Origin of the sequence: Microcoleus sp. T3_D1 (genome assembly GCF_036700405.1) — a bacterium.
Classification (GTDB): Bacteria; Cyanobacteriota; Cyanobacteriia; order Cyanobacteriales; family Microcoleaceae; genus Microcoleus.
Genome location: NZ_JAUBOV010000046.1, coordinates 15,356 through 39,214, shown reverse-complemented (window position 1 = coordinate 39,214; position 23,859 = coordinate 15,356). Strand labels below are relative to the sequence as shown.

Here is a 23,859-nt window from a genome sequence, read left to right as displayed (position 1 = left end):
CCGCGATCGGCGAGGTCGGGGCGGGTTTACGAGATTATTAGTTTTAGGCACTGATGGTTGGCGAACCCGCCCCTACAGTGGTTTGACGGAGGGTGCAAAATGTTCGATCGCACATCACCGTCCATCCACCTTCATCTACACTAAAAAATTTAAGATATTCGATCGCACCTACTGCCCGAAACCCGATTTTCGTATCGAACTGTTAAGCTCTGTTTCATTTCATTGAAATCTCCCCTGCTTCACGCCACAGCATCCCAAGTCCGTGATACCATCACACCTGAGTAATGCCTATAGAAAAAAACTGGAGAGAAAAGCTTTGACACTAAGGGTTGCAGTAGTAGGTTCAGGCCCTGCGGGTTCTTCCGCCGCCGAAACACTGGTAAAAGCAGGCATCGAAACATACCTATTCGAGCGTAAATTAGACAACGCCAAACCCTGCGGTGGGGCGATTCCCCTGTGCATGGTCAGCGAATTTGACTTGCCGCAAAGTATTATTGACCGCCAAGTCAGAAAAATGAAAATGATCTCCCCCTCCAACGTGGAGGTGGACATCAATATTGAAAACGCACACGAATACATCGGTATGTGCCGCCGCGAAGTGCTCGACGGCTTCCTGCGCGATCGCGCCGCTTCGTTGGGTGCAAAGCTGATTAACGGCACCGTTCACACATTAGACATTCCTTCAAACAACACCGACCCCTACACCTTGCATTATGCCGACCACTCCGACGGCAGCGCAATGGGAATTCAGAAAACTCTGAAGGTGGATTTGGTAATTGGGGCTGACGGTGCTAACTCCCGCGTAGCAAAGGCGATCGACGCTGGCGACTACAATTATGCGATCGCCTTCCAAGAACGCATCCGCCTGCCGGAAGATAAAATGGCTTACTACCACGACTTAGCCGAAATGTACGTCGGCGATGACGTATCTACCGACTTCTACGCTTGGGTGTTCCCCAAATACGACCACGTAGCCGTCGGCACCGGCACGATGAAAGTCAATCAAGCCAGCATCAAAAAGCTGCAAGCAGGCATCCGCGCCCGCGCTGCCAAAAAATTGATGGGCGGTGAGATTATTAAAGTGGAAGCTCACCCTATCCCGGAACATCCGCGTCCCCGCCGGGTTGTCGGTCGAGTTGCTCTCGTAGGCGACGCCGCAGGTTACGTTACCAAGTCTTCCGGCGAAGGTATCTATTTTGCCGCCAAGTCTGGCCGGATGTGCGCCGAAACTATTGTGGAGATTTCCAATAAAGGCGCGCGCATTCCGACTGAAGAGGAAATCAAGCTTTACCTGAAGCGGTGGGATAAAGCCTACGGCATTACTTACAAAGTTCTCGACATTTTGCAGCGCGTGTTTTACCGTTCCGACGCTACCCGCGAAGCTTTTGTGGAAATGTGTGCCGATCGCGATGTGCAGAAACTCACATTCGATAGCTACTTGTATAAGACAGTAGTACCAGCCAATCCTTTCATACAGATGAAGATTACTGCGAAAACCATTGGTAGCTTGTTGCGCGGCAATGCTTTAGCGCCTTAATTGCCGGCTGGAGAACTTCCCCCAGCTCCCCGACTTTTTGGAGAAGTCGGGGAACTCAAATTTTATCGCACATTGTATAAAAAAGCGCGATTGGTTAAAAAGCCGATCGCGCTTTTTTAGATATACTCTTAGTCTGCGGAGGCAGACTTTGTGTGTGTAGTAGCGGTTTCAACCGCCGAGTAACAGCAAACCGATGATTAATTCAAGTTCAACTGCACTAAAGTATCGGGGGCGAGGAAGTGGGAAATGTGATAAGCCCGCTCTTCTGTTTTTAGCAGGATTTTTTCGTAGAGGTAGCGGGTAGCTCGATCGCCCAAACTTTCTGCTTGTCCTGCTTGACGGCGCAGCAAACCAAGGATAGCTTGCTCCGCAATTAAATCGTGTTCTAGCATTTGGCGGCAGGAATATACGCCGTCGGCTTCCGGCTCAAAACAGCACAACTCGGCTAACTTGCTAAAGGTAGCTGCGGGTATGCCGCCCAACCCGTTTAACCGTTCGCCCAACTCGTGGACGCTATCTTGAGCTTCTCCGTAGCTTTCTTCAAAGAATTTGTGCAAGGAGTAAAATTCTGCCCCTTCCACCACAAAATGATGTTTTTGATATTGCAGGTATAGAGCCTGGAAACTGGCCAGCAGCGCGTTCATTCCTTCACAAATCGGTGCTGTGACGGAATGTTCCAGTAGAACTGGGTTTTCGGCTATGTGGCCAAACGGTCTTAATGCACTCTGAGTCTGGGCCATGTGTGTTCTCCTCTCAATAGGCAGTTTTGTTGCCAATAAAGTCAGTCTAGCACCGTAAATTTACCAGTCAAGCAGAGTCTGCCTCAATAGTAGAAGATTTTGTAGAGTAGGAAAATTTTTTTGTAAACCTATTGAGAATTATTAGCAGTTGGGTTATGCTTAAAAAGATTCTCGTTCTGAACGCTTCCTGAAAATGGGGCGAACCTTCAGAAGGCAGAAGGCAGAAGGCAGAAGGCAAAAGGCAGAATTTTTCAGGAAGGGCTTTTGATAATCCTGGAGGTTCTGCTCAAATCTGGCTTTTAACTTCTACCCGCTACCAGTCAGGGTAAAAATAAATGCAAATTATTACTGTTGTTAAAAAATGAATCCAGCAGATCCAGAATTAGAAGTTTGTGACATTGTGCAAGTGAGTTGGCTAGATAGGTGGCAAGTTTACAAACGCTTGCAAGAGCTAGAAATTCCCTGCTGGTGTGCGGTAGACCAACCTTTGCGGGCAAAAGTCAACACTGTTAAACAAGCGGCTCAGTTAATGAGCGTGTTGAGGCAAGTCAGTGCCCCTCGATGCGAACTGGTGCAGTGGCTGGAATGCTGCTGGCAAATTGGGTAAAGGAAGAAGGAAGTTCGGCAACGAGCAATGTAGAAGATGTAACGGATGTAACGGATTTAAAGGAGTCATAACAATGTATAAATCTGGCAAGCAAGTTTCCGAATTCAGTTTAGAAGGAGAAATCCTCGGCATGATTGTTGAAGATGGCTGCAAACTTAAATATTTGCGAATTAGCAACGATCGGGGAATAGAATATCTTGTTAAACTTTGCAAGGAATTGCGGTCATTTCTGTTACCTGTTTTGACGCCGGGGTTGAAAGTTCAAGTTGTAGGTGAGAGAGAACTCAACTTGAAAAACGGTAAAATAAAACTTAAAGCTCGCAGCCTCAAGCTGGCTCAAGGCCAAAATGCTCGATCGCACGAACACCTTGACTCCACCAATCTGCCTGTTGCAGTATTGACATCGGACGATCGCGCGATCGCTAAAACCGAAGTCACATCTCCCACAGCAGCTCAAACTGTAAAAGCTACGGCAAAAACCCAAACCAAAATATTAGTATGTCAAAAATCAGACTGCCTGAAGCGGGGCGCTGGAGGAGTCTGTAAAGCTTTAGAAAATGCTTTGAATGCGCGCGGTTTAGAAGACAAAGTGACAGTACAGGGAACCGGATGTCTCAAACAGTGTAAAGCAGGCCCAAATATAGTTGTGATGCCGGACAAAACTCGCTACAGCCGCATTGCACCGGCAGAAGTTCCAGCAATCATTGACAAACATTGTGCAGTTGTTAAAGCTTAGGCGATCGCCCGGATACCGAAACAGTGCGTTAGAGATCGGGAAAAATTATTTAAATAGAGCTCTGGGCGAAAAACTCACATCTGTAGGGCGATCGCAGGCGCATCTTACGCCTTAATTTTAGTTCGGGTTGTAGTTCGATCGCGCCACTCAATGCAGAGGTTATTGTCGCAAAAAAACGGAAAAATGCCAAAAACTATCACTGAGGGGCTTCCTTCTGTAGAATCTCTAAGGATAGACTGTATCTGAGACCCTGTGAGTATTGGGATAAAAAGCCATGTCAGAAGCTGATCTTCGAGCCCATCAGCACCAACCGCACCCTGCTGTTCCATCCGATACCGAACCATTTCAGTCAGATTTTGCTGCTACTGGGGGTTTTGAGCCGATAGCCCCCGATGCGACAGACACTCCCGCAACGGTTCCCCAACAGCCAGAAGAAGACTGGCAAACAGTAGATTTTCCCAACGCCATCAGCGTAGATGCAATTCCCACAACACCGGAAACAAAAAATTCGCAATCTCCGACACAGCCGACTGAGGCGGGCTCGCCCCCGATGTCAGAGAATCTAAAAAATCTGCTTGGGAATGCCGAACAGGCCAAGGGCAAAGGATCGACCCCAGTCACCCTTATGCAAGCGCTGCACGAATGCAACCGCGACCTTTTACAGCGCATCGCGCAGCTAGAAACAGCTCTGGAAGAGTCCCAAAAAACCTTGCAGAATCGCGAAACTTTGCTAGAACAGCGGACTGCAGAACTCGAAAATACTCAAGAACAATTGACGCGGCTGTTTGGCAAAGTGGAAGTTTCCCATCAAACCCTCCAAAGTCAAGAAATTTTAGTCGAAAGTTTAAGAAGTCAGTTGGCAACCAGCCAAGTCAGGCTAGCGACTGTTGAGCGAGAATGTGCGTCTACTGTGCAGCGCTACAACGAACAGTTACACCAGTTAGTAGCGACAGAAAATATTTGCAGGGAATTGCGAGCCCGCTTGCAGCGCCAGCAGCGCCACACTCTGCAATTCAAAGCTGCCTTGGAAAGAAGTTTGGACAGGCCGCAGGTAAAGTCGCCGAGGATCGAGCAGCCTGACAATAATCTGGAAACCGCCAGCGCACAATTAGAATCTTTGCTCACGGCGGTCAAAAGCTCTCAGATGCCGGTGCCGCCAGCCTTCAACGCTTCCCCTGTCCAACCTTGGTCGGAACCAGAAGGGCTTCTAGAGGTAGCCGCTGCTACCGAGGCGATCGAGCCTGAATCCCCAGCCCCTCTAGAACTCAACAAATTAGCCGAAGTGTCCGGCATTCAATTGCACAAGAGCGAAACCAACCAGCCTGATGAGCCGGCAACTGACTCGGCAGAACCGGTTGCGGAACCTGAACTGCCGATGGCTGAGTCTGAACCCGCCGAAACTGCTACCAAAGTGGAGGCTCAAGAATTGGCTAGGGCTTTTCAAATTTTGAACTCTGTGGAAACCTTTGGCATTCAAGAAGTGCGATCGAGTGTGGCAAAACCTACAGCAGTCGCCCAACCAGACTGGCTGAGCTTGATTGCCAGTCCGCTGCGGGCTTCTAAAAAACGTCGATCGTTAGCTGAAATTGAATTGCCGAGTTTTCGATAGCGAACTGATATCATTTCGGGTTACACCGGAAGGATGTTGACGGTTGACGGTTGACAGTCAACAGTGAACAGTCAACAGTGAACAGTCAACACTCAACAGTCAACAGTCAACAGTGAACAGTCAACACTCAACAGTGAACAGTGAACAGTGAACAGTCAACAGTGAACAGTGAACTCGAATTTACTATTCCGATGCTAACGGATTGGATATGAGAGTTGCTAGTTTTGAGTTAAAAGTCAAAACTCAACACTCTTTTCTCCCCTTTCCCATGCCATAGGTGAGAGCATAGCTGGTAGCCAACAGCCACAGCCAAACAGCCGGATACCGGGGCTCCAACCAAGGTTGTACCCTGCGGGCGAAGCTGGGAAGCCATCCGAACAACAAACTGGCCAAAGCCAGCAGAGTAAAATTCAAGTAACTTCCCAGCCAGCGCCAAATATCCCCCAAGGTGACAAAATCTAAAATCCACAAGAGGAGAGAAGGGTTTTTTCCGGCTGCTTCGAGCGCCAGTCGATTGAAAGTTAGCCAGTCGGTTCTGTCTTTAATAAAAGTTTCGGCGACGGCGAGTTTTTGTGCTGCCAAAATACCGAAAAAGGTATTGAGCATTGAATTAATTCTTTGGGGTGGCAAACTGCTGCCCGTAGGAACCATCATGCCTTTAGAAAATAGCCAAGTTACTGAAATATTGCTCTGGTAGGCGCGAATTTGGTTTAAGTGATTTGCCGTCAACAAATTGTGCTTTAATGCTGTATCCAACAGGTCTGTTAAGCGGAAAAGATTGCGGACAAGAGAGCCGAAGCCGGTGAAAACGAGGGGAGATTGCAAGGATGCTGCGTCGCCGATCGAGACTAGGCGATCGATCGCCACGGATCGCTCGCTGCTGTTGCTGCTAAAATGCCCCGGAATATAACCAAAGGTCGGTTTTTTCCACACCAATTTATCGACATCGCAGCGACGGTATTCCGGTAAAATTGCGAAAAAATCCTCGTACATTTCCAGCAAAGAACCGGGGTTCTCTGGATGTACTTGGTGGTAGTGAAATAGATAAACTGTCAGTTCTGTGCCGGCGCCGGGAAACAACTCCCAAATGAGCTGGCGTCCGCGGGAAATGTCCCCGTGAGTGTGGAGTACATCCCCGTACTCGGAATCCCATATTCCCGGCTCAAATCCTCCGTCGATGACTGCTCCCACTGTCGGACAAACGCTGTCAAAAGTTCGCCCTTCGTTCAATTGCCAAGCGATGGGAGAAGCAGAACCCATTGCATCCACCAGCAGCCGTCCTAATGCAGTGCGATCGGCTTTAGTCGGCAAGTGGCGGCCCTGAACTACTACTTTTTCCGCTTCAACATCGGCTCTGATAAACTCAGTTTCGTCCCAGATTTCCCCGCCAGCTTCTGTTAGCTTCACTCCCGCTAAATTCAGCAATTTCTCTCCGTCCAAAGCTACATTGAGTACCTTCGGTGTGTGCAGAACTGGCGCTTGAGCCACGGGCGGATTGTTAGCATCAAAAAACTTGTTGTAGCCATCTTTGTATTCTCTGGCAATCAAAGTTTCGATTTCTGCCGCAGTAAATAAACCCAAATCAATTAAGCTTTGAATTTCGTCCCGCGAAATATTCCATTCGCGATTCATCCGCCCGAAAGGCATTCGTTCAACTAGCAGCACCCGGTAGCCCAATCTCGCCATGACTGCGGCGTGAATCACTCCCAAGGCCCCGCCAATATAAATTAAGTCGTAAAAAGTATCGCCAGAATCAGACACCGAAATTGTACCCTCTTCCTTCTTCCCTGTTACTTCTGCCTTCTTCCCTGTTGCCTCTTCCTTCAAAAACACTACTTGTTTTGGCGTTTGAGGATTGCGAGTGCCTTCGCGCCAACGCTGTTCCCACCAGTAGACGCGCTTGAGGTCGTATTCGCCATTAGGCATTTTTTGGAAGTATTTGACGGTCAAGGGGTAATAGGGGGCAAGAGCGTCAAAAATTGACTGTTTGGAGAGGTCTATGACAGGGGGTTCCCGGTAGCGATCGGGAAACTTGTTTCTCACAGCAAGATTCAGAGCTTCCAGGAACTTTCTTTCTCCAGCGGGGGCGTCTTCTAGACGAAAGACTTTTAAATAAGTTGTGCGTTGCAGTGACCAAACAAAGGTGGAGAGTTCTGTCGATCGCCTATTTTGGTTTCCTGAATTGGTGTCAGCCAAGGCGGGTTTTGGATTGGCCTTTTGAGTTCCAGACTTCTGAACCTCGGCTGTTGTGGCCGGTGAAAGCAGGCGAAAACCGTCAGGAGTAATAATTTTTTCTCCGATTCCGGGATCGAATTCGTGCTGCAACCAAGTGCAGACGGCTGCTGTATCCGGTGTCGGGACTTCTAGATAAAGAATTTCTTGCATGATTAGGCTCTCAATTCTGAATAAATTAATAAAGATGGGGGAGTTGACAAGGGAGCAAAGTAGGCTATACTCCCGAATACTTATTTAGTTTTAAATAAGTTTACAGTGTTCTCAGATTTTTAGGTTTTCGATCGCTCTTGCTGTCGGTGGGGGCGCAGTGGCTGAATATCTACTCCTTTCGGTATGCACTTCTATGAATTATCCCATTCCTACGAATCCTCAAGAAATGATTGCTTTGCGACAGCAGCCGCTGAATGAAGAATTGGTGGCGTCGGCGATCGCGGGTGTGATTCAAATAGCTCGATCGCGATCTCAGTCTTTGGATGAATTGAAGGCTGAGGTACTAGCCGACGACAATCTGCTCGATTTTGCTCAGAGGCTATGGCTGAGCGACATTGTGGCTCAAGCTTGGAACAATTTGCCTGATTACTAGACTGCTGCTAAAAGATCTACTTCATTAGAGGTGAACTTAAAATGGTACAAACAAGATTAAAATCCTTAACTTTAGAAGAGTTTCTCCAACTACCCGAAACCAAACCGGCCAGCGAATACATTGATAATCAAATTATTCAGAAGCCAATGCCACAAGGGAAACACAGTGCGACTCAATGCGAACTAATTATTTTCATTAACGCTATATTAAAAGCCAAAAAAGTTGCACGAGCATTTCCAGATCTCCGGTGTACCTTTGGCGGAAGGTCAACAGTGCCTGATGTTTCAGTATTTGTCTGGAACAGAATTCCCGCCGATGATAACGGCGAAATTGCTAATGTCTTTCCCATAGCTCCTGATTGGACAATTGAGATTTTGTCGCCTGACCAAAGTCAAACTAAAGTTACTAAAAATATTCTGCACTGCTTAAATCATGAAACTCAAATGGGGTGGCTGATCGATCCCGACGAACAATGCGTTTTTGTTTATGTTCCCCAGCAACAGACAGCAGTATTTGATGAACCAGAAATGCTGCTACCTGTGCCGTCCTTCGCTAACGAACTGCGGTTGAGTGTCGGAGAATTATTTGGCTGGCTGCTGAAATAATCTTCGGAAGGAAGAAGGAAGTTCGGCAACGGATTCTGTAACGGAGGTAACGGATGTAACACCGGGAAGGAAGACCGAAGTTGGAAGAAGGAAGAGAGTGCTTTTGACACGGATACACGGATTAAATACTGCCAAAAGTCAACAGTCAACAGTCAACGGACTAACGCAACTCTACTTCTCGCTTGACTTGGGCCAAAACTCGATCGCCCCGCATCAACCGGTATTCGGCCCGCCAAACTCCGGGAATCAGAGGAGAATTTGTACTGTTTCTTTTGCCGACATAACCCAACCAAGTGCGGCTGGGGGCTTTAATTTCATTGGTTTGATCGGCGATGGTTGTGCCGTTGGGTGCAAATAATTTGTATTGTTCGCGATCGCCCTTGAGCACTCCGTAACTTTGCACCCAAAACAACAAAGCTGGACTGTTTGCAGGGAGTTGAGTCTCTGAAAATTGTCCTTCCCAGACAGCGTTCATATCGGGCGGCTTATTGGCAAAACCGGCCCGAATTAAACCCGTGGAAATATAGTCGAGAGGCTTGTCCCAAATTGGGTTGCGGGCGATGTTGCAGCCTACCTTCGCGTCGGGGCCGACAAACGGATCTACGGGTTTGCCTTGATAGCGAAAAGTTACGTGTACGTGAGGGAAAGATGTATTCCCAGAGTTTCCCACCATGCCCAAAACAGTGCCTTTTTCTACCTGCGTACCCGGTTTGACGGCAACGCTGCCTTTGCGGAGGTGGCAGTATTGGGCTTCCCAACCACCGCCGTGGTCGATTACCATGCCGTTGCCGCATTCTGTGCCTGCGATGCTGGCTTTGTCTGTCTCGTTTTGTAAACGCCGATCGACCACACCATCTCGTGCTCGCAAAACTTTGCCTGCAGCGGAGGCAATCACTGGAACTCCTTTTGCCATTGCTTTGGCGTCGGGAATGGCAAAGTCTGTGCCGTTGTGGCCGTCGTAGGTTTGGCGCCCGCAGCCAAAATCGACGGCGGTGGGGCCGGGTTCTCGATCGAAATACAGCATTACAAAACAGTCTTTGCCTAGGGTACAGTCGATCGGCTGGCCGAATTGCGGGTTGTTGGGCTTTTGGGCGACTGCGGTAGAGACGAGACGCTGGGCGATGGTGTTGGCTTCGGCGATCGGCGCACTTACTCCGCTGTTATTAGCACAGCTAGACAGACTTGTCAACCCCAATGTCAACAAAATTGCCGAAATGTATTTTTTTGATAGTATAGTCATTCGCCCGTTGGATGTAAAAGCTGAGGTGGGTAGTGAAAAATCAATTAATGATTCAGAATAGAGGGGATCAAGAATCTAGACGATGGGTAAGGCGTTTTCGTTTCCTATATTTGTTGTATTATTTTGAGTTGGAAATTTTAAAATTTTAATGAGTTCAAGAATGGGTTCTAAAATTCGATCGCTCATTTCGATAATTCGGCTGGCCGGGCTTGCTGTTGCTGCTTTGGGGATGTGGGGATTTGCCACCATTGCCGAAGACGTGTTGGGAAAACAAAGTTACGCTTTCGATACATCTATTTTACTATATCTCAGGAGCCTTCACACTCCGCTGCGCGATGGAGTAATGCTGGGCTTTACCTTTTTGGGCGAGCCGAAGTTGCTGCTAGTGATTTGTCTGACGTTGGGTATTGTTTTGCTAGCGCGCAATCACCGATCGGAATCTGCAACTATTGCGCTCGCGGGTGGGGGAGCGATCGGTTTAAATTTACTGTTAAAAAAACTTTTTGCCCGCGATCGACCTCAACTTTGGGAGCGGGTTGTTAATGTAACATTTTACAGTTTTCCTAGCGGCCACGCGATGATTTCAATGGTTATTTACGGTTTGCTAGGATATTTTTTGGGTGCACGCTTTCCCAAGCAGCGCTGGTCGATTTACAGCTTGACAGTTGTATTAATTGCTGCTATTGGTTTGAGCCGACTTTACCTAGGAGTTCACTGGCCTACCGATGTTATGGCTGGTTATACGGCTGGTTTGGTGTGGCTGATTACCTGTATTATCACTTTGGAAATATGGAAGGAATTGCGTTCTTTTACTACGGCTTCTAAAGAGGAGTTTTTGTCACCAGAACCCTCTCCCGAAATAACTAATGACTAATGACTAATAACTAATGACTAATGACTAATGACTAATGACTAATGACTAATGACTAATGACTAATGACTAATGACTAATGACTAATGACTAATAACTAACAACTATTTGCTTTTGGGTAAAACACATGGCAATTCCTTTTTCGTAGTAAGCTGCCTCGTTAATGAAAATTGGATAAACGGTTGATTTACCTTCATACAATACCGACTCACCATCAAAGGTCAAAAACATCGGATCGCCGGGATTCAGGGCTTGATAATCTCTGAATTGCAGATGAGGATGAATCATTGCCTGAATTTCTCTGTTCTCGTTTCTGGGATAGTCGATCGCCCCAATGGTGTGATAAATAGTCAGGGGATTCTTTGCAGCAGGCATTGTGCCTTGATTGTAGGATTCTACGCAGTCTAATATCGTGCCGACAACTTGCTCAGTTTGCTGAAATAAAGACGCATCTAATATCCCTTGCGGCACAGCACCAACTTCCAGCGTACCGCCTAATTCCGAAAGCGATCGCAGCACAGGACTATCATGATTCTGGGTTGTAGAAGCGAGTACCTTGAGGTGGGGATACACAGAGGTTAAATAAGCTGCTAGTTGCAGGTTAAATGGATGATGGCTGGCGAGAATAAATGTTAGCCCCATGTTGGATGTGGTGCTGTGCAAATCGATAATTACGTTGGGCAGATGAGTGTTTTTTGAGCTAAAAATGCGGTAAATTTCTTTCGCCCGCTGCGCTTCATAGCTGGAGAGATGGGGATTTTCTAAATCTTGCTTTCTAAAGCAGCGGTTGAGGTCGATATCGATGTAGCGTGTCCCGATTTCGCAAGCTTTGGGATTGGCTAGCAGGGCGATTGTTTCAAAAGTCGATCGCCCAATTAACTCTGGCGCGCGATCGAATTTCTTCACCAGGTAAATTCCTGTGAGTTCGTTTCCGTGGGTTCCTCCCACTATGGCAACACGTTTAATTTGGTTCATAGACAAATAACTTCCTATCCCCAGCGTAGCACCATTTGTTATCTCTTGGTAAAAAACATGAGATTGAGGTTGATTATGAGTTTATATTTAGATTAGCTAAAGTTTAAGTAAGTAGGTATCACACGCAAAACTGAGAAACCCGGTTTGTCTGGGTATTTCTCGTCACTAAACAAAAAAAATACGATCGCCACCGGGAAGAAATCGATCGCATTATTGTTTCCGATCAAACCGAATAGTAGAATAGTAGATAGCTACAAGAGGGATTTTAGATATGGGACTGAATGAGTATTTTGATTTCTTAGCACCCGATGATATTCGCATTAAAGGACATCGCATCGGGATTGAGACGGTACTGTATGAGTATCTTTATCGGGAACGCACCCCAGAAGAAATTCAGCAACTATATCCATCTCTAACTTTGGCAGAAGTTTATACGACTATTTTGTATTATTTACAGAATCAAGAATCAGTAAGTAGATATTTGCAAGATTGGTTGGAATGGTCGCATCAGCAGCGAAAGATCCAAGTAGCAAATCCCCATCCGGCGACAGAAAGGTTGCGAAAATTGAAAGCTGAACGGGAAAGAAAATCTGTTATCCAGGGTGCTTGAGAAATGGCGCTCAAATATTTAAGGGACGAGAATGTTACACCCATTTATGCTACACAAGTTCGACGAAAACGCCCTGATTTAGTAGTTTGGGCAGTGGGCGAAATTGGTACACCCCCAAAAAGCACTCTCGATCCGGAGATTTTGGTGTGGTGTGAGGAGCATAACTTTATTTGGGTGACAAACAATCGCAAGTCAATGCCGGTACATTTGGTAGATCATCTGGCTCAAGGTGGTCATATTCCAGGGATTTTCGTTTTGAATCAGGATTTAAGTATTGGGCAAAATATTGAGGAATTGATTGTGATTGTGGATGGTTCGTTTGATGATGAATACCAAGATCAGATCGTCCATCTCCCATTAACATAAACAGGACTGATGCGTAGGCCAGAAACCGGATTTTTGCGACAATATTTGGTGACAGCCGTAGAAAAGGGAAAAAACCTGGTTTTTACGGGTTGTGATGCGTAGGCAAAGTTGGACATGGCAATGATCCTTGGTGTCAACAACCAGGTACAACCAATAGTCCAGCAGTCCGGCAGGGGTTGAAACCCCTGCCTCAAAGCGAAAGTCGTCTGAAGACGACTGAAGAACTCATTAGTCCTCTTTGAGAGGACTTTCGCTATTAGACAGGGAATTCATTCCCTGGCGGACTGTCGGGTGGGCGAGAAGGCCCGGTGGACTGACAGCTTAAGTTGTCATACCTTGGTCACTGCCGTGTCATAATTCCCCCCCACCAAGCGAAAATTCCTGTCACAATAAAATGAATCCTACCGGGAGACAAAGGGTATGACGCGAGAGGAAGCAGTGCGGCGAATTGACCAAGCAGCCGAGGAAAAATTGACGGAACTCGATTTGGCGGGTTTGGGGTTGGAGGAATTGCCGGCGGAGATTGGCAAGTGTACGCAGCTTGAGACGTTGGTGTTGGGGAAGTTGGATTATGAGAAACGAGAATGGATTGGGAATAAGTTAACTGAGTTTCCTGATGCTGTTCTTCAATTAACTAACTTAAAAACACTTTCGCTTGTTGAAAATCAGATTACCTCCATCCCAGAAGCGATCGGGCAACTGTCCAATCTGAGAGACCTGAACCTCAGTAGCAATCAGATTACCTCCATCCCAGAGGATCTCGCCCAACTGTCGAATCTGACAAAGCTTTACCTGCATACCAATCAGATTACCTCCATCCCAGAGGATCTCGCCCAACTGTCGAATCTGACAAAGCTTTACCTCGGGAAGAATCAGATTACCTCCATCCCAGAGGATCTCGCCCAACTGTCGAATCTGACAGAACTTGTCCTCTGGAACAATCAGATTACCTCCATCCCAGAGGCGATCGGGCAACTGTCGAATCTGACAGCGCTTCTCCTCGATAACAATCAGATTACCTCCATCCCAGAGGCGATCGGGCAACTGTCGAATCTGACAGCGCTTGTCCTCGGTGACAATCAGATTACCTCCATCCCAGAGGCGATCGGGCAACTGTCGAATCTGACAGCGCTTGTCCTCGGTGACAATCAGATTACCTCCATCCCAGAGGCGATCGGGCAACTGTCGAATCTGACAGGGCTTTACCTCGATAACAATCAGATTACCTCCATCCCAGAGGCGATCGGGCAACTGTCGAATCTGACAGCGCTTGTCCTCGGTGACAACCAGATTCCCGTCATCCCAGAGGCGATCGCCCAACTGTCTAATCTGACAGAACTTCACCTCAATAACAATCAGATTGAAAAGATTCCCGAATGCTTGGAAACACTGCCAAAACTTGAAAGACTCGACCTCCGCCGCAATCCCCTGCCCATTTCTCCAGAAGTTCTCGGCGACAAAGAAGCCCCCGGTACTCCCGCCGCCATTTTCAACTACCTGCGCCAACTCCGCAGTGGCGAAGTCCGCCCCCTCAACGAAGCCAAAGTCCTCCTCGTCGGCCAAGGTAGCGTCGGCAAAACCTCACTGATCAACCGCCTCACCCACAACCAATACAACCCCAACGAGCCCCAAACCGACGGACTCAATATCACAAACTGGCAAATTACAGTCAACACCAAACCCGTCAAACTCAACGTCTGGGACTTCGGCGGACAAGAAATCTACCACGCCACCCACCAATTTTTCCTTACCAAACGCAGCCTCTACCTCCTCGTGTGCAACTGCCGCACCAGCGAAGACGAAAACCGCCTCGAATACTGGCTGAAACTGATCGAAAGCTTCGGCGACGCATCCCCCGTCATCCTCGTCGGCAACAAGTGCGACGAACAACCCCTGGATCTCAACCGCAAAGCCTTGCGCGACAAATATCCCAACATCAAAGCGATTATCGAAACCTCTTGCGAAAGCGGAACCGGCATCGACGAACTCCGCAGCGCCATTCACACCGAAATCTCCGAACTCAAGGAAGTCTACGATCTTTTGCCGTTAAGCTGGTTCCAAGTCAAGCAGCGCCTGGAAAACCTCGACAAAGACTTCATCAGCATCAGCGAATACGCCAGCATCTGCGGCAAAGAAAATATCTGGGAAGAAACCGACAAAACCCAATTACTCGAACTGCTGCACAACCTGGGCATTGTCCTCAACTTCCGCGAACACCCCATCCTGCAATCCACCAACATCCTCAATCCCCACTGGGTGACTGAAGGCATCTATGCCCTCCTCAGCGACGACGCACTCAAAGTCAAAACCAAAGGCATTCTCTCCTACGCCGACCTCAGCCGCATCCTCGACTCAAATAAATATCCCCGCCACCGCTACCACTGCCTCACCGAGTTGATGGAGGAATTTGAACTCTGCTTCCCCGTCAGCCATTGTCGCGCGCGGACTTTCCTCATCCCCGGCATTTTGCCGAAAGAAGAACCGGAAAACACTGAACTCGAAGGCGAAACCCTGGAATTTCAATATCACTACCGCATCCTCCCCGACAGCATCCTCTCGCGTTTCATCGTCCTCATGCACGAGAAAATCCACAACTGCACCCACTGGCGCACGGGGGTAATGCTGGAGTACACGGAAGGCGCTGAGGTGTACAATATCGCCCGAATTAAGTCTGACCCAGAAGATGAGAAAATCTTTATTGCCGTTAGCGGGCGGGAATCGACGCGGCGTTCTTTCCTCAGCATGATTCGCGATACGTTTACCAAAATCCACAATTCTTTTGCCAATCTGGAAATCAGTCAATGGGTGCCGGTTCCCGGTTATCCCGATGCTGAACCGCTGGATTACGAGGAATTGCTAGGGCTGGAGGAGATGGGCGAAAATACAGTGCGCGTCGGTAAACTTAAACTCAAACTCGATTTGCGGCAGTTGCTGGATGGGTATGAGTCGATCGAACTTCGTCGCAGAAACCAAATGGGCGATCGAGAAATGGGAAAATATTATGAAGACCTTGTAGATATCACTAAACTAGCAGTTAGTAGACCCATTATTACTAAAGCCGAAGCAAAAATGACTCAAAATTCTCCCCAAAACAACAACTTCCCGGGCGCACAAATCGGCAGCGTCGCTATCGCTAACGAAGTAAAAGACAGCGCCCAACAAACAGCCTCTGGCGGCATTCAAATCAATAACGCCAATACCGCCGAACTTCTGCAACTAATTTCATCGATGCGTCAAACCGCAGATCAGTTTCCCGAAGACATCCGCGATGAGATAATTATCGATATTGAAGATGTCGAAACCGAAATCAAGAAACCGGAGAACCAATGGAATAAAACCAGATTAAAGAAAAGCTTAACAGCTCTTGTAGCAGCGGGTACAGCGATCGCAATTCCGATCGCAGGCATGACTGATTTTGCTAATACGGCGATCGATCTCGGTCAAAAGGTGGGTATCGAACTCAAGCTACCGTCTGGACGCTAAGCTGTTCTGCATCTAAATCGTATTTTTGTGCGGGCGAGACGCCCACCCCACAAGAACTTTATCAAATTTTAGTTCACAGTTTAAATGTGCCAAAGCTTAAATCATTTAAAATTAAGGTGACTGGGGCGATCGTCGCCCCAATCAGTCCAAAAACCTCGGTGTTGCCATGCGGAAAATTGTACTATTCATTGCATCTAGTCTTGACGGTTATATCGCGCGATCGAATGGCGATATTGACTGGCTGTTTACCGACCAAAATTACGGTTATAATAAATTCTTAGATAGCATCGATACGGTTCTCATGGGTCGGAAAACTTACGAACAAGTTCTAACTTTTGGCGAGTATCCGTACCAGGAAAAAAAGAGTTATGTTTTTACGAAAAATCTAGATTTTCAAGCCACTTCTGATGTCGAAGTGGTAACATATTTAGAGAGTTTTGTCAATGAATTGCGCTTGCTTGACGGCAAGAATATTTGGTTGGTGGGAGGTTCTCTGCTGATTCGCGATTTCCTGAATCAAAACTTTGTCAACGAAGTGATTCTCTCGGTGCACCCGATTATTTTGGGCGAGGGAATTCCTTTATTTGTTAATCCCATAAATACTACAGCTTTGCAGTTAACTGGATGTCAGACATACAGTTCTGGTATGGTTCAGCTATCTTATGATGTCGCGACTTGAGGGCGCGCCCAATTGCTAAGTCGCTTGCACAATACTGTCAGTTGATTATCAAAAAAGGTAAGATAGGAATAAGTAAGTTAGTTATGGATATATTATGTCTGCCAGAGATGTTTTTCATGAAGTTGTCAAAACAGCTTTGCAAAAAGAAGGCTGGCATATTACCCACGATCCGTTTCCGATTAGTGTGGGCGGTGTAGATATGTCGATCGATCTGGGAGCAGAAAGGCTGATTGCAGCAGAAAGGCAAGGCGAAAAAATTGCCGTCGAGGTCAAAAGTTTTTTGGCAAAATCGTCGGCAATCTCGGAATTTCACAGAGCATTGGGGCAGTTCATTAATTATCGAGCCGCACTCAAAGAAAAAGCACCAGAGCGCATTTTGTACTTGGCGGTGCCGTTAATAACTTATGAAGAATTCTTTCAACTAGATTTCCCCAAAGCAAGGATCGAAGAAAATCAGGTAAAAATGATTGTTTATGATACAGCAGTTGAGGTAATTGTAGAATGGAAAAATTAATCAAATATCGGCAAATTGTGCAGCAAATGTTACTGGAGTACGGCAAGCGCAAACCTGCTCACGGAGACATTGAAGTCGAGACAATTCTTGATACAGAACGAGATCATTACCAAATCTTTTATGTGGGATGGGACAAGCAGACTAGGGTGCATCACTGTAGCATTCACATTGATATCAAGGGCGGGAAAATTTGGCTTCAATGGAATGCCACTGAAGATGATATTGCTGAAGATTTAGTAATAGCCGGAGTTCCCAAAGAGGATATTGTTTGGGGATTTCAGCCGCCATTTATGCGGCAGTATACGGGTTATGCAGTAGAATAGATAAGAGATATAAAAGCTGTATTGTACATAAATGGCTGCTAGAGATTTATTTCACGATGCTGTAAAAAAAGCGCTTCAGAAGGAGGAGTGGGAAATCACCGCAGAACCGCTGATCGTTAAAATTCAGGGTGTTAAGTTTGAGATTGATTTAGCAGCAGAGAAGGTTTTGGCGGCCGAGAAATTAGGGCAAAAAATTGCTGTTGAAATTAAAAGCTTTCTCAACAACTCTGCAATTACTGACTTTCATCTCGCCTTGGGTCAATTTTTAAATTATCGGCTTGCTTTACAAATCAAAGAACCAGAAAGAACACTGTATCTAGCCGTACCATTTGAGACTTTTGACTCGTTTTTTGAATAGCCATTTATACAAGAAGCGGTCAAGGTGTATCAACTTAAACTCGTTGTTTACGATCCGCAAAGAGAGGTAATTGTGGAATGGAAAGAGTAGAGCATTACCGCCAGTGTATCCGAAAATTGCTAACTCAACAAGCAACGCTAGAAAAGCCTAATCCCGACGTTGAATGCCAGCTTGTTTTTGATTGGGAACACGACCACTATCAGTTACTCGATGTTGGCTGGGAGGGACTCAAGCGGATCTACAACTGTTTCATTCATTTGGATATCAAGGATGGCAAAATTTGGATTCAGCGCAATATGACAGAAGTGGATATTGCACGGGAATTTGTCGAGATGGGAGTGTCTGAGGAGGATATTGTGTTGGGGTTGCATCCGCCTTACAAGCGTCCGCATACTGGGTTCGGAGTAGCGTAAAGGAAAAGGCGATCGCAGATGATGAAATGTGTTTGCTGCTTGTTGTTATTAATATTTTTTTTCGGGGTCGCCCTTCCTGCTGAGGCCTCTGTATGCCGCAATTATCAAGGAAGCGAGATTTGCATTGTCGATATCAAACGCAGTGCGAAAAACTATTGGGAATACAGGGTTATTCTGAATGTTGATGGAGTTAAACAGCCTCTGGAAATCTACAATTGCCGCGATCGCACTACGGTTAAGAAAGATGGAACTGTTTTGCCGTTTGGACAAAACAACCCTGGTGAAATCGTCTGCCGTTTTTTTAATCAGAAATAAGTAAATGAAGTTATTGTAGGGTGCGCTTCGGGATGAATGTGGCTACCACAAACTCAAGAATTTTTCCCGAAGCGCAGCCTACGTTAGAATTTGCCGTCTACTGCTGAAACGCAGCGTTCGCAAATTAGCGGATGTTCGATCGACTCGCTGACGTGAGTCGAGTAATTCCAGCAACGATCGCACTTTTCCCCGTCTGCTTTCACTACACCAATCGCCAACTCTGGAGACTGATAACTGTACGGCAATTCCTGCAGGATTGCATTCGATTCAACCAGTTCGACTTGCGAAGTAATGAACAAATAGCGCAGTTCGTCTACACCGTTGCCGGTCATTGTAGAATCGTGCCCTGCAGGTATTTCAGCAGGAATTTCTGGTTTGGGCTCGATCGCAACTAATTCTGCTTGCGGGATTTGGGGTGTTTCTACAAACACTTTTTCGGCTGGGGCTGTTTGTGCGATCGCCTGTGTTTCTACAAGCACAAGCGCTGTCTCTACTGGCGGTGCGAGGACGATCGCCTTTGTTTCTGCAAGCACGATCGCGGTTGTCTGGCCCAGCACATCTGCTGTCAGCAAATCAATTTGTAGTGCAATTTCTTGACGGTTGGCCGCAAACAGCAAGTGACGGAAAGCAAACCAGATTGTAAATAAGATGCCGATGACTTCAAAGAGGCCTCCCAACATCGGAATCTGATTCATCGTATCCAAAATCGCCAGCGTTACTCGGCCCGTTACTAACACAGAGGCTAACAGCCCAAGTGTTACCCAAACTTGTTGGTATTCTGTAAAAAAGTTGCCCGCATATTCAGGCAAATTAGCCACAAACTCGGCGGCTCGATCTAAGATTTGCCCAGAATCTGAAGCCGACAGTTCAGGGACAGAATACTCTACTATCTGAGAAGGTCGATCGCTCTTTTGTGCGATCGTTTTCGGCTCAACATAAATTTTGTTTTCTGTCAAGACTTTGGCAACTTTTGCCGCTTGTTCTTCCTGTTTATCTTGTGCTGCTTTTGCTTTCTCCTGGGCCGCTAACTCTATGACGGAATTTTGCGATCGCACATAATCCACCAATCCTTCGCTGCTGGGATTCAAAACTTGCAATTGCTCTCTTTTTTCCACATCGGGAACGTACAATAAAACCTTAGCTTCCAAAGAAGAACCGATCGCCTTTTCAATCCGGGCTTTTTCCAAAACCTTGTTAACTTCGCCGCGCACTTGCCGCAAATACTGCCAGCGAGTAGCCAATTCTGGATTGTGCCATGAAGCATCAATTTGCACCCAGCCGGCTTCAAATACTGACTTGTAAGGAGTCGGATAGGGAAGGTACTGCCAAATATCCTCAGCCATGTGACACAAAACAGGTGCGATCGCCCTTGCTAAATTCTCCACAGCAATTGCAATCACCGTCTGACAACTGCGGCGGCGAAGGGTATCTGTCGCGCTGATGTAAAGTCTGTCTTTGGCAATATCCAAGTAAAAATTCGACAAATCCACCGTGCAGAAATTCTGCACTGTTTGGAAAAATCGGGAAAATTGGAAGCTTTCAAAAGCATCTTGGACTTCCGCAAAAACTTCGCCCATTCTGTGCAGCATATAGCGATCGAGTTCCGGCAATTCCTCGTAAGCAACGGCATCTTTTGCCGGATCGAAGTCGTGCAAATTGCCCAGCAAAAACTTAGCTGTATTGCGAATTTTGCGGTAAACATCCGACTGCTGTTTGAGAATATTTTTGCCCAACGGCACGTCTGCCGAGTAGTCTACCGAAGACACCCACAACCGCAAAACATCGGCTCCATATTCCTTAATTACTGACGCCGGATCGACGACATTCCCTTCAGATTTGCTCATCTTGCGGCCTTTTTCATCGAGCACAAAACCGTGAGTCAAAACAGTTTTGTAAGGAGCAACGCCGTTAGTTGCTACACTGGTAAGCAAGCTGGATTGAAACCAGCCGCGATGTTGGTCTGAACCTTCCAAATAGATATCAGCAGGATAGTTTAATTCCGATCGACCTTGGGCAACTGCGGCCCAGGAAGAACCGGAGTCAAACCACACATCCATCGTGTCGGTACCCTTGCGGTAAGTGCGGCCGTTATTGCGGTAAGATTCCGGCAGCAATTCATCGATCGACAATTCCCACCAAGCATCGGAACCGCGTTCGGCAAAAAGGGCTTGCACGTGGGCGATCGTTTCTTCATTTAACAGCGGTTCGTTGGTTTCTTCGTCGTAGAATACGGGAATGGGAACGCCCCAAGTCCGCTGGCGAGAAATACACCAATCCGATCGATCGCCCACCATTGCAGTAATCCGATTTTCCCCTTGGGCGGGAAACCAATTCACACCGGCGATCGCTTTTAGGGCTTCATCTCGGAACCCTTCAACCGAGGCAAACCACTGTTCCGTCGCCCGAAAAATAGTCGGCTTTTTCGTGCGCCAATCGTAAGGATAAGAGTGTGCGTAACTTTCCTCTTTAATCAAACAATTTGCTTCGGCAAGGGCATCAATCACTGCGGCATTGCCATTTCCGAGGACATTTAAACCTGCGAACTGTCCTGCTTCTGCGGTGAAATTTCCGTTCTCATCTACGGGCGTTAAAACTGGCAACCCACAGCGTTTTCCGACGATAAAGTCTTCTTGTCCGTGCCCCGGTGCAGTGTGCACCAATCCCGTCCCCGAATCAGCGGTAATGTAGTCACCGCCGGCAACAATTGGACTTTCACGATCGAACAGCGGGTGTTTGTAGATGCAGCCTTCTAATTCTTTGCCTTTGAAGGTGGCCAGTATTTTTAATTCAGTGTTAAAAGTTGCCGACAGCCGATCGACCGCATCGACAGCTACTAACATAAATTGTTGGGCGATGTGGGAATTTGCCGGCGGTTCCACCACCGCATAAGTCAGTTCTGGATTAACGGCGATCGCCAAGTTTGCCGGAATTGTCCAGGGGGTAGTCGTCCAAATCGCCGCCCAGAGGCTTGGCATATAGCGCTTGATCTTCGACTGCAAAGATTTTGACAATTTTCTCACATGGAAGCCGACGTAGATGCTGCGCGACGTGTGACCTTCGGGATATTCCAATTCGGCTTCGGCGAGGGCTGTTTTCGAGCTCGGACTCCAGTGAACCGGTTTAAAGCCGCGGTAGATGTAGCCTTTGAGCACCATTTGACCGAAAACGCCGATTTGGGCGGCTTCGTATTCGGGTTTCATGGTTAAATACGGGTGTTCCCAGTCGCCCCAAACGCCGTAGCGCTGGAAGGATTCGCGCTGCTGTTCCATTGTTTGCTGCGCGAAGGCGGAGGCTTTGTGGCGGAGTTCGATCGGCGTAAGATTTAGCCGCTCCTCCGATTTCATATTCTGCAATACTTTAAGTTCGATCGGCAATCCGTGACAATCCCAACCGGGAACGTAGCGGACTTTTTTGCCGCGCAGCATTTGGTAGCGGTTGATAAAGTCTTTGAGGATTTTGTTGAGGGCGTGGCCGATGTGGAGTTGTCCGTTGGCGTAGGGTGGCCCGTCGTGGAGGATGAACAAATCGCCTGGGTTATTTTCCGAGAGGCGATCGTAGATTTCTTGATCCGCCCAAAATTGTTGCAATTCTGGTTCGCGCTTGACGGCGTTGGCGCGCATATCAAACTTGGTTTTGGGCAGGTTTACCGTGTCTTTGTAAGATTTAGCTTCCATTTTTGACAAACTTTTTATGTAGTTAGTTGTTAGTAGTTAGCGGTTATTTGAGAGATGATATCAAGTCCGGTTAAATAATCATAATGAAGTTTGTAGTGACAACTTTAGTCATCTCTCGTCATTGAAGAGCTGACAACCAGATATTTTAGTATAAGCGATCGACCGCACATTAGATCGAACCAAATCCGTAGAGCTCTCTCTCTTCTCTTCCTCTGCGCCCTCTGCGCCCTCTGCGGTTAAATCATTCATAAACCGAAGTGGCGCTACTCAGTCAGCCAACTGAACAGTTCACCGACGGTGAGATTAAAGGATTCGGCAAAGGTTGGAACGGGGATGCGATCGCCCGGTTCTTCAAAAACTGCTAAGGTGCGATCGCGGTCTAACTCGTTTGACGGCGAGTCCGACAGGGATTGAAATCCCTGTCTCATAGCGCAAGTCCTCTGCAAGAGGACTGAGGAGGTTGATTAACGTGAAATGCAAAACTCAACATCGAGTTAAATTGAGACTTGCAGTCGCTTTTATGCGAAACTCAACATCGAATTGAATTGAGACTTGCAGTCGGTTTTAACCGACTTTCGCTATGAGACAGGGAATTCATTCCCTGTCGGACTGTCGGAATGTCGGAATGTCGGACTGTCGGAATGTCGGACTGTCGGACTGTCGGACTGTCGGAATGTCGGACTGTCGGAATGTCGGAATGTCGGAATGTCGGACTGTCGGAATGTCGGACTGTCGGAATGTCGGACTGTCAGACTGTCGGACTGTCAGACAGTCAGACTGTCAGACTGTCGGAGAAGCAATAAACGCTTAAAGAAATACTCCCAACCCGCGGCTAACGGCATTCCCCATACGCTCGCACAATGACGCGGCCGGCACTCCCTGTCCTTCCTGTTCCCATTTTTCCACGAGTTGGCGGCCCAGGGGTGTGAGGCGAAAACTGTCGGTAATGCCTTGTCCGTCTACTTCCCGCCGCAGTACGCCGACTTGGATCAGCCAGAGTAGGGAGTTTTCGGCTACGAGTTCGGATACGGGCGATCGGGTGTAGCCGCTTTCGACACCGGAATTTGAGGCGATCGCAGTTAGGAAAACACTGTTATCGCGGATTGTCTGGAAGAAGTGTAATTGAAAAGGGGAACAGCGGACGGCGCGATCGGCTCTTTTGACTGTGCGGCTGGGATAACTAATAGATTTAAACGCTTCGGATGGGATAAAAGTCATTGCCAGAACTTTTGAATAGGTACTACTTTTATCATCACCTATTTAGAGTCAGGAGAGTAGAGTTCTGAAAAATATAGCTACAATTGAGCCGTTGAAGTGATGGGTGTTGGGGAGGAGCGATCGTTCAACCTCCAACACCCACATCCAAAAAAGCGATTCCTAACGGAT

The 23,859-nt window shown here is 47.4% G+C and carries 24 protein-coding genes; 17 read left to right on the top strand and 7 right to left on the bottom strand.

Translation table 11 applies throughout. The features are described from left to right. Positions 1–316 precede the first annotated feature (316 nt). On the top strand, positions 317–1,537 hold the full coding sequence (gene chlP / locus QT992_RS20535; RefSeq protein ID WP_333377621.1) for a geranylgeranyl reductase: 1,221 nt from the start codon (positions 317–319) through the stop codon (positions 1,535–1,537). A 197-nt stretch (positions 1,538–1,734) separates the two neighbouring features. On the opposite strand, the gene QT992_RS20530 is transcribed toward chlP, so the two are convergent. After that, a complete protein-coding gene (locus QT992_RS20530; RefSeq protein ID WP_333104406.1) occupies positions 1,735–2,277 on the bottom strand; it encodes a Dps family protein in 543 nt (180 codons plus the stop codon). Between the two features lie 361 nt (positions 2,278–2,638). On the opposite strand from QT992_RS20530, the gene QT992_RS20525 reads away from it, so the two are divergent. The 3 genes from QT992_RS20525 (at position 2,639) to QT992_RS20515 (ending at position 5,229) form a co-directional block, all read left to right on the top strand. Further along, the gene (locus tag QT992_RS20525; RefSeq protein ID WP_333156175.1) at positions 2,639–2,884 is read left to right on the top strand and encodes an Asr1405/Asl0597 family protein; all 246 of its coding nucleotides are present in this window, start codon (positions 2,639–2,641) and stop codon (positions 2,882–2,884) included. A gap of 73 nt (positions 2,885–2,957) precedes the next feature. Then, the gene (locus QT992_RS20520; RefSeq protein ID WP_333339772.1) at positions 2,958–3,620 is read left to right on the top strand and encodes a (2Fe-2S) ferredoxin domain-containing protein; all 663 of its coding nucleotides are present in this window, start codon (positions 2,958–2,960) and stop codon (positions 3,618–3,620) included. A 274-nt stretch (positions 3,621–3,894) separates the two neighbouring features. Further along, positions 3,895–5,229, top strand: coding sequence for a hypothetical protein (locus QT992_RS20515; protein ID WP_333319741.1), 1,335 nt, complete (start codon positions 3,895–3,897; stop codon positions 5,227–5,229). A 243-nt stretch (positions 5,230–5,472) separates the two neighbouring features. On the opposite strand, the gene QT992_RS20510 is transcribed toward QT992_RS20515, so the two are convergent. Next, positions 5,473–7,614 carry a flavin-dependent dehydrogenase gene (locus QT992_RS20510; RefSeq protein ID WP_333319739.1) on the bottom strand — a complete coding sequence of 714 codons (2,142 nt, stop codon included), beginning with the start codon at positions 7,612–7,614 and terminating at the stop codon, positions 5,473–5,475. 193 nt (positions 7,615–7,807) lie between these two features. On the opposite strand from QT992_RS20510, the gene QT992_RS20505 reads away from it, so the two are divergent. Then, positions 7,808–8,047: a hypothetical protein gene (locus QT992_RS20505; RefSeq protein WP_333057703.1), complete on the top strand. Its 240-nt coding sequence runs from the start codon at positions 7,808–7,810 to the stop codon at positions 8,045–8,047. Positions 8,048–8,088: 41 nt separating this feature from the next. Continuing rightward, positions 8,089–8,652, top strand: coding sequence for a Uma2 family endonuclease (locus QT992_RS20500; RefSeq protein WP_333319737.1), 564 nt, complete (start codon positions 8,089–8,091; stop codon positions 8,650–8,652). A gap of 160 nt (positions 8,653–8,812) precedes the next feature. Here QT992_RS20500 and QT992_RS20495 read toward each other — a convergent pair whose 3' ends face one another. Further along, on the bottom strand, positions 8,813–9,892 hold the full coding sequence (locus QT992_RS20495) for a M23 family metallopeptidase (protein WP_333319735.1): 1,080 nt from the start codon (positions 9,890–9,892) through the stop codon (positions 8,813–8,815). Between the two features lie 148 nt (positions 9,893–10,040). On the opposite strand from QT992_RS20495, the gene QT992_RS20490 reads away from it, so the two are divergent. Beyond that, positions 10,041–10,766: a phosphatase PAP2 family protein gene (locus QT992_RS20490; RefSeq protein WP_333339777.1), complete on the top strand. Its 726-nt coding sequence runs from the start codon at positions 10,041–10,043 to the stop codon at positions 10,764–10,766. An 87-nt stretch (positions 10,767–10,853) separates the two neighbouring features. Here the strand turns inward: QT992_RS20490 and QT992_RS20485 are convergent, their stop codons facing one another. Further along, positions 10,854–11,738: an aspartoacylase gene (locus tag QT992_RS20485; RefSeq protein WP_333339780.1), complete on the bottom strand. Its 885-nt coding sequence runs from the start codon at positions 11,736–11,738 to the stop codon at positions 10,854–10,856. Positions 11,739–12,009: 271 nt separating this feature from the next. Between QT992_RS20485 and QT992_RS20480 the strand changes: the two genes are divergently transcribed. The 9 genes from QT992_RS20480 (at position 12,010) to QT992_RS20440 (ending at position 18,799) form a co-directional block, all read left to right on the top strand. Beyond that, the gene (locus tag QT992_RS20480; RefSeq protein WP_333339783.1) at positions 12,010–12,348 is read left to right on the top strand and encodes a DUF433 domain-containing protein; all 339 of its coding nucleotides are present in this window, start codon (positions 12,010–12,012) and stop codon (positions 12,346–12,348) included. A 3-nt stretch (positions 12,349–12,351) separates the two neighbouring features. After that, positions 12,352–12,714: a DUF5615 family PIN-like protein gene (locus QT992_RS20475; RefSeq protein ID WP_333339786.1), complete on the top strand. Its 363-nt coding sequence runs from the start codon at positions 12,352–12,354 to the stop codon at positions 12,712–12,714. Between the two features lie 420 nt (positions 12,715–13,134). Then, positions 13,135–16,197, top strand: a complete 3,063-nt coding sequence (locus tag QT992_RS20470) for a leucine-rich repeat domain-containing protein (RefSeq protein ID WP_333377618.1) — start codon at positions 13,135–13,137, stop codon at positions 16,195–16,197. 166 nt (positions 16,198–16,363) lie between these two features. Further along, on the top strand, positions 16,364–16,876 hold the full coding sequence (locus QT992_RS20465; protein WP_333339791.1) for a dihydrofolate reductase family protein: 513 nt from the start codon (positions 16,364–16,366) through the stop codon (positions 16,874–16,876). Positions 16,877–16,970: 94 nt separating this feature from the next. Continuing rightward, positions 16,971–17,390, top strand: coding sequence for a XisH family protein (locus QT992_RS20460; protein WP_333339794.1), 420 nt, complete (start codon positions 16,971–16,973; stop codon positions 17,388–17,390). Next, positions 17,378–17,713, top strand: coding sequence for a XisI protein (locus tag QT992_RS20455; protein WP_333261782.1), 336 nt, complete (start codon positions 17,378–17,380; stop codon positions 17,711–17,713). Before QT992_RS20460 ends, QT992_RS20455 begins: the two co-directional genes overlap by 13 nt. Before the next feature lie 31 nt (positions 17,714–17,744). Continuing rightward, positions 17,745–18,071 (top strand): XisH family protein, encoded by a 327-nt coding sequence (locus tag QT992_RS20450; RefSeq protein ID WP_445305369.1) that lies wholly within the window; start codon positions 17,745–17,747, stop codon positions 18,069–18,071. 77 nt (positions 18,072–18,148) lie between these two features. Continuing rightward, on the top strand, positions 18,149–18,484 hold the full coding sequence (locus QT992_RS20445) for a XisI protein (protein WP_333289440.1): 336 nt from the start codon (positions 18,149–18,151) through the stop codon (positions 18,482–18,484). 18 nt (positions 18,485–18,502) lie between these two features. Further along, the gene (locus QT992_RS20440) at positions 18,503–18,799 is read left to right on the top strand and encodes a hypothetical protein (RefSeq protein ID WP_333339797.1); all 297 of its coding nucleotides are present in this window, start codon (positions 18,503–18,505) and stop codon (positions 18,797–18,799) included. 83 nt (positions 18,800–18,882) lie between these two features. On the opposite strand, the gene ileS is transcribed toward QT992_RS20440, so the two are convergent. Both ileS and QT992_RS20430 read right to left on the bottom strand, forming a co-directional pair. Next, positions 18,883–22,473, bottom strand: a complete 3,591-nt coding sequence (gene ileS / locus QT992_RS20435) for an isoleucine--tRNA ligase (protein ID WP_333339799.1) — start codon at positions 22,471–22,473, stop codon at positions 18,883–18,885. Between the two features lie 263 nt (positions 22,474–22,736). Further along, a complete protein-coding gene (locus QT992_RS20430; RefSeq protein ID WP_333339801.1) occupies positions 22,737–22,901 on the bottom strand; it encodes a hypothetical protein in 165 nt (54 codons plus the stop codon). A 152-nt stretch (positions 22,902–23,053) separates the two neighbouring features. Here QT992_RS20430 and QT992_RS20425 point away from each other — a divergent pair, with 152 nt between their 5' ends. Beyond that, complete coding sequence (locus QT992_RS20425; RefSeq protein ID WP_333319718.1) at positions 23,054–23,284, top strand: hypothetical protein; 231 nt, start codon at positions 23,054–23,056, stop codon at positions 23,282–23,284. Here QT992_RS20425 and QT992_RS20420 read toward each other — a convergent pair. Continuing rightward, positions 23,281–23,691, bottom strand: coding sequence for an Npun_F0494 family protein (locus QT992_RS20420; RefSeq protein ID WP_333339804.1), 411 nt, complete (start codon positions 23,689–23,691; stop codon positions 23,281–23,283). The two genes, QT992_RS20425 and QT992_RS20420, sit on opposite strands and share 4 nt — an antisense overlap. Positions 23,692–23,859: the final 168 nt, after the last annotated feature.

What these genes read in the sequence shown, in the direction of transcription:
- QT992_RS20490 (WP_333339777.1), top strand. Translation starts at nt 10,041, where the DNA reads ATGAGTTCAAGAATGGGTTCTAAAATTCGATCGCTCATTTCGATAATT.
- QT992_RS20500 (WP_333319737.1), top strand. Translation starts at nt 8,089, where the DNA reads ATGGTACAAACAAGATTAAAATCCTTAACTTTAGAAGAGTTTCTCCAA.
- QT992_RS20505 (WP_333057703.1), top strand. Translation starts at nt 7,808, where the DNA reads ATGAATTATCCCATTCCTACGAATCCTCAAGAAATGATTGCTTTGCGA.
- QT992_RS20475 (WP_333339786.1), top strand. Translation starts at nt 12,352, where the DNA reads ATGGCGCTCAAATATTTAAGGGACGAGAATGTTACACCCATTTATGCT.
- QT992_RS20430 (WP_333339801.1), bottom strand. Translation starts at nt 22,901, where the DNA reads ATGAGACAGGGATTTCAATCCCTGTCGGACTCGCCGTCAAACGAGTTA.
- QT992_RS20495 (WP_333319735.1), bottom strand. Translation starts at nt 9,892, where the DNA reads ATGACTATACTATCAAAAAAATACATTTCGGCAATTTTGTTGACATTG.
- QT992_RS20525 (WP_333156175.1), top strand. Translation starts at nt 2,639, where the DNA reads ATGAATCCAGCAGATCCAGAATTAGAAGTTTGTGACATTGTGCAAGTG.
- QT992_RS20470 (WP_333377618.1), top strand. Translation starts at nt 13,135, where the DNA reads ATGACGCGAGAGGAAGCAGTGCGGCGAATTGACCAAGCAGCCGAGGAA.
- QT992_RS20485 (WP_333339780.1), bottom strand. Translation starts at nt 11,738, where the DNA reads ATGAACCAAATTAAACGTGTTGCCATAGTGGGAGGAACCCACGGAAAC.
- QT992_RS20420 (WP_333339804.1), bottom strand. Translation starts at nt 23,691, where the DNA reads ATGACTTTTATCCCATCCGAAGCGTTTAAATCTATTAGTTATCCCAGC.
- QT992_RS20445 (WP_333289440.1), top strand. Translation starts at nt 18,149, where the DNA reads ATGGAAAGAGTAGAGCATTACCGCCAGTGTATCCGAAAATTGCTAACT.
- QT992_RS20460 (WP_333339794.1), top strand. Translation starts at nt 16,971, where the DNA reads ATGTCTGCCAGAGATGTTTTTCATGAAGTTGTCAAAACAGCTTTGCAA.
- QT992_RS20450 (WP_445305369.1), top strand. Translation starts at nt 17,745, where the DNA reads ATGGCTGCTAGAGATTTATTTCACGATGCTGTAAAAAAAGCGCTTCAG.
- QT992_RS20425 (WP_333319718.1), top strand. Translation starts at nt 23,054, where the DNA reads ATGAGACAGGGAATTCATTCCCTGTCGGACTGTCGGAATGTCGGAATG.
- QT992_RS20530 (WP_333104406.1), bottom strand. Translation starts at nt 2,277, where the DNA reads ATGGCCCAGACTCAGAGTGCATTAAGACCGTTTGGCCACATAGCCGAA.
- QT992_RS20515 (WP_333319741.1), top strand. Translation starts at nt 3,895, where the DNA reads ATGTCAGAAGCTGATCTTCGAGCCCATCAGCACCAACCGCACCCTGCT.
- QT992_RS20455 (WP_333261782.1), top strand. Translation starts at nt 17,378, where the DNA reads ATGGAAAAATTAATCAAATATCGGCAAATTGTGCAGCAAATGTTACTG.
- QT992_RS20440 (WP_333339797.1), top strand. Translation starts at nt 18,503, where the DNA reads ATGATGAAATGTGTTTGCTGCTTGTTGTTATTAATATTTTTTTTCGGG.
- QT992_RS20510 (WP_333319739.1), bottom strand. Translation starts at nt 7,614, where the DNA reads ATGCAAGAAATTCTTTATCTAGAAGTCCCGACACCGGATACAGCAGCC.
- QT992_RS20520 (WP_333339772.1), top strand. Translation starts at nt 2,958, where the DNA reads ATGTATAAATCTGGCAAGCAAGTTTCCGAATTCAGTTTAGAAGGAGAA.
- ileS (WP_333339799.1), bottom strand. Translation starts at nt 22,473, where the DNA reads ATGGAAGCTAAATCTTACAAAGACACGGTAAACCTGCCCAAAACCAAG.
- QT992_RS20465 (WP_333339791.1), top strand. Translation starts at nt 16,364, where the DNA reads ATGCGGAAAATTGTACTATTCATTGCATCTAGTCTTGACGGTTATATC.
- QT992_RS20480 (WP_333339783.1), top strand. Translation starts at nt 12,010, where the DNA reads ATGGGACTGAATGAGTATTTTGATTTCTTAGCACCCGATGATATTCGC.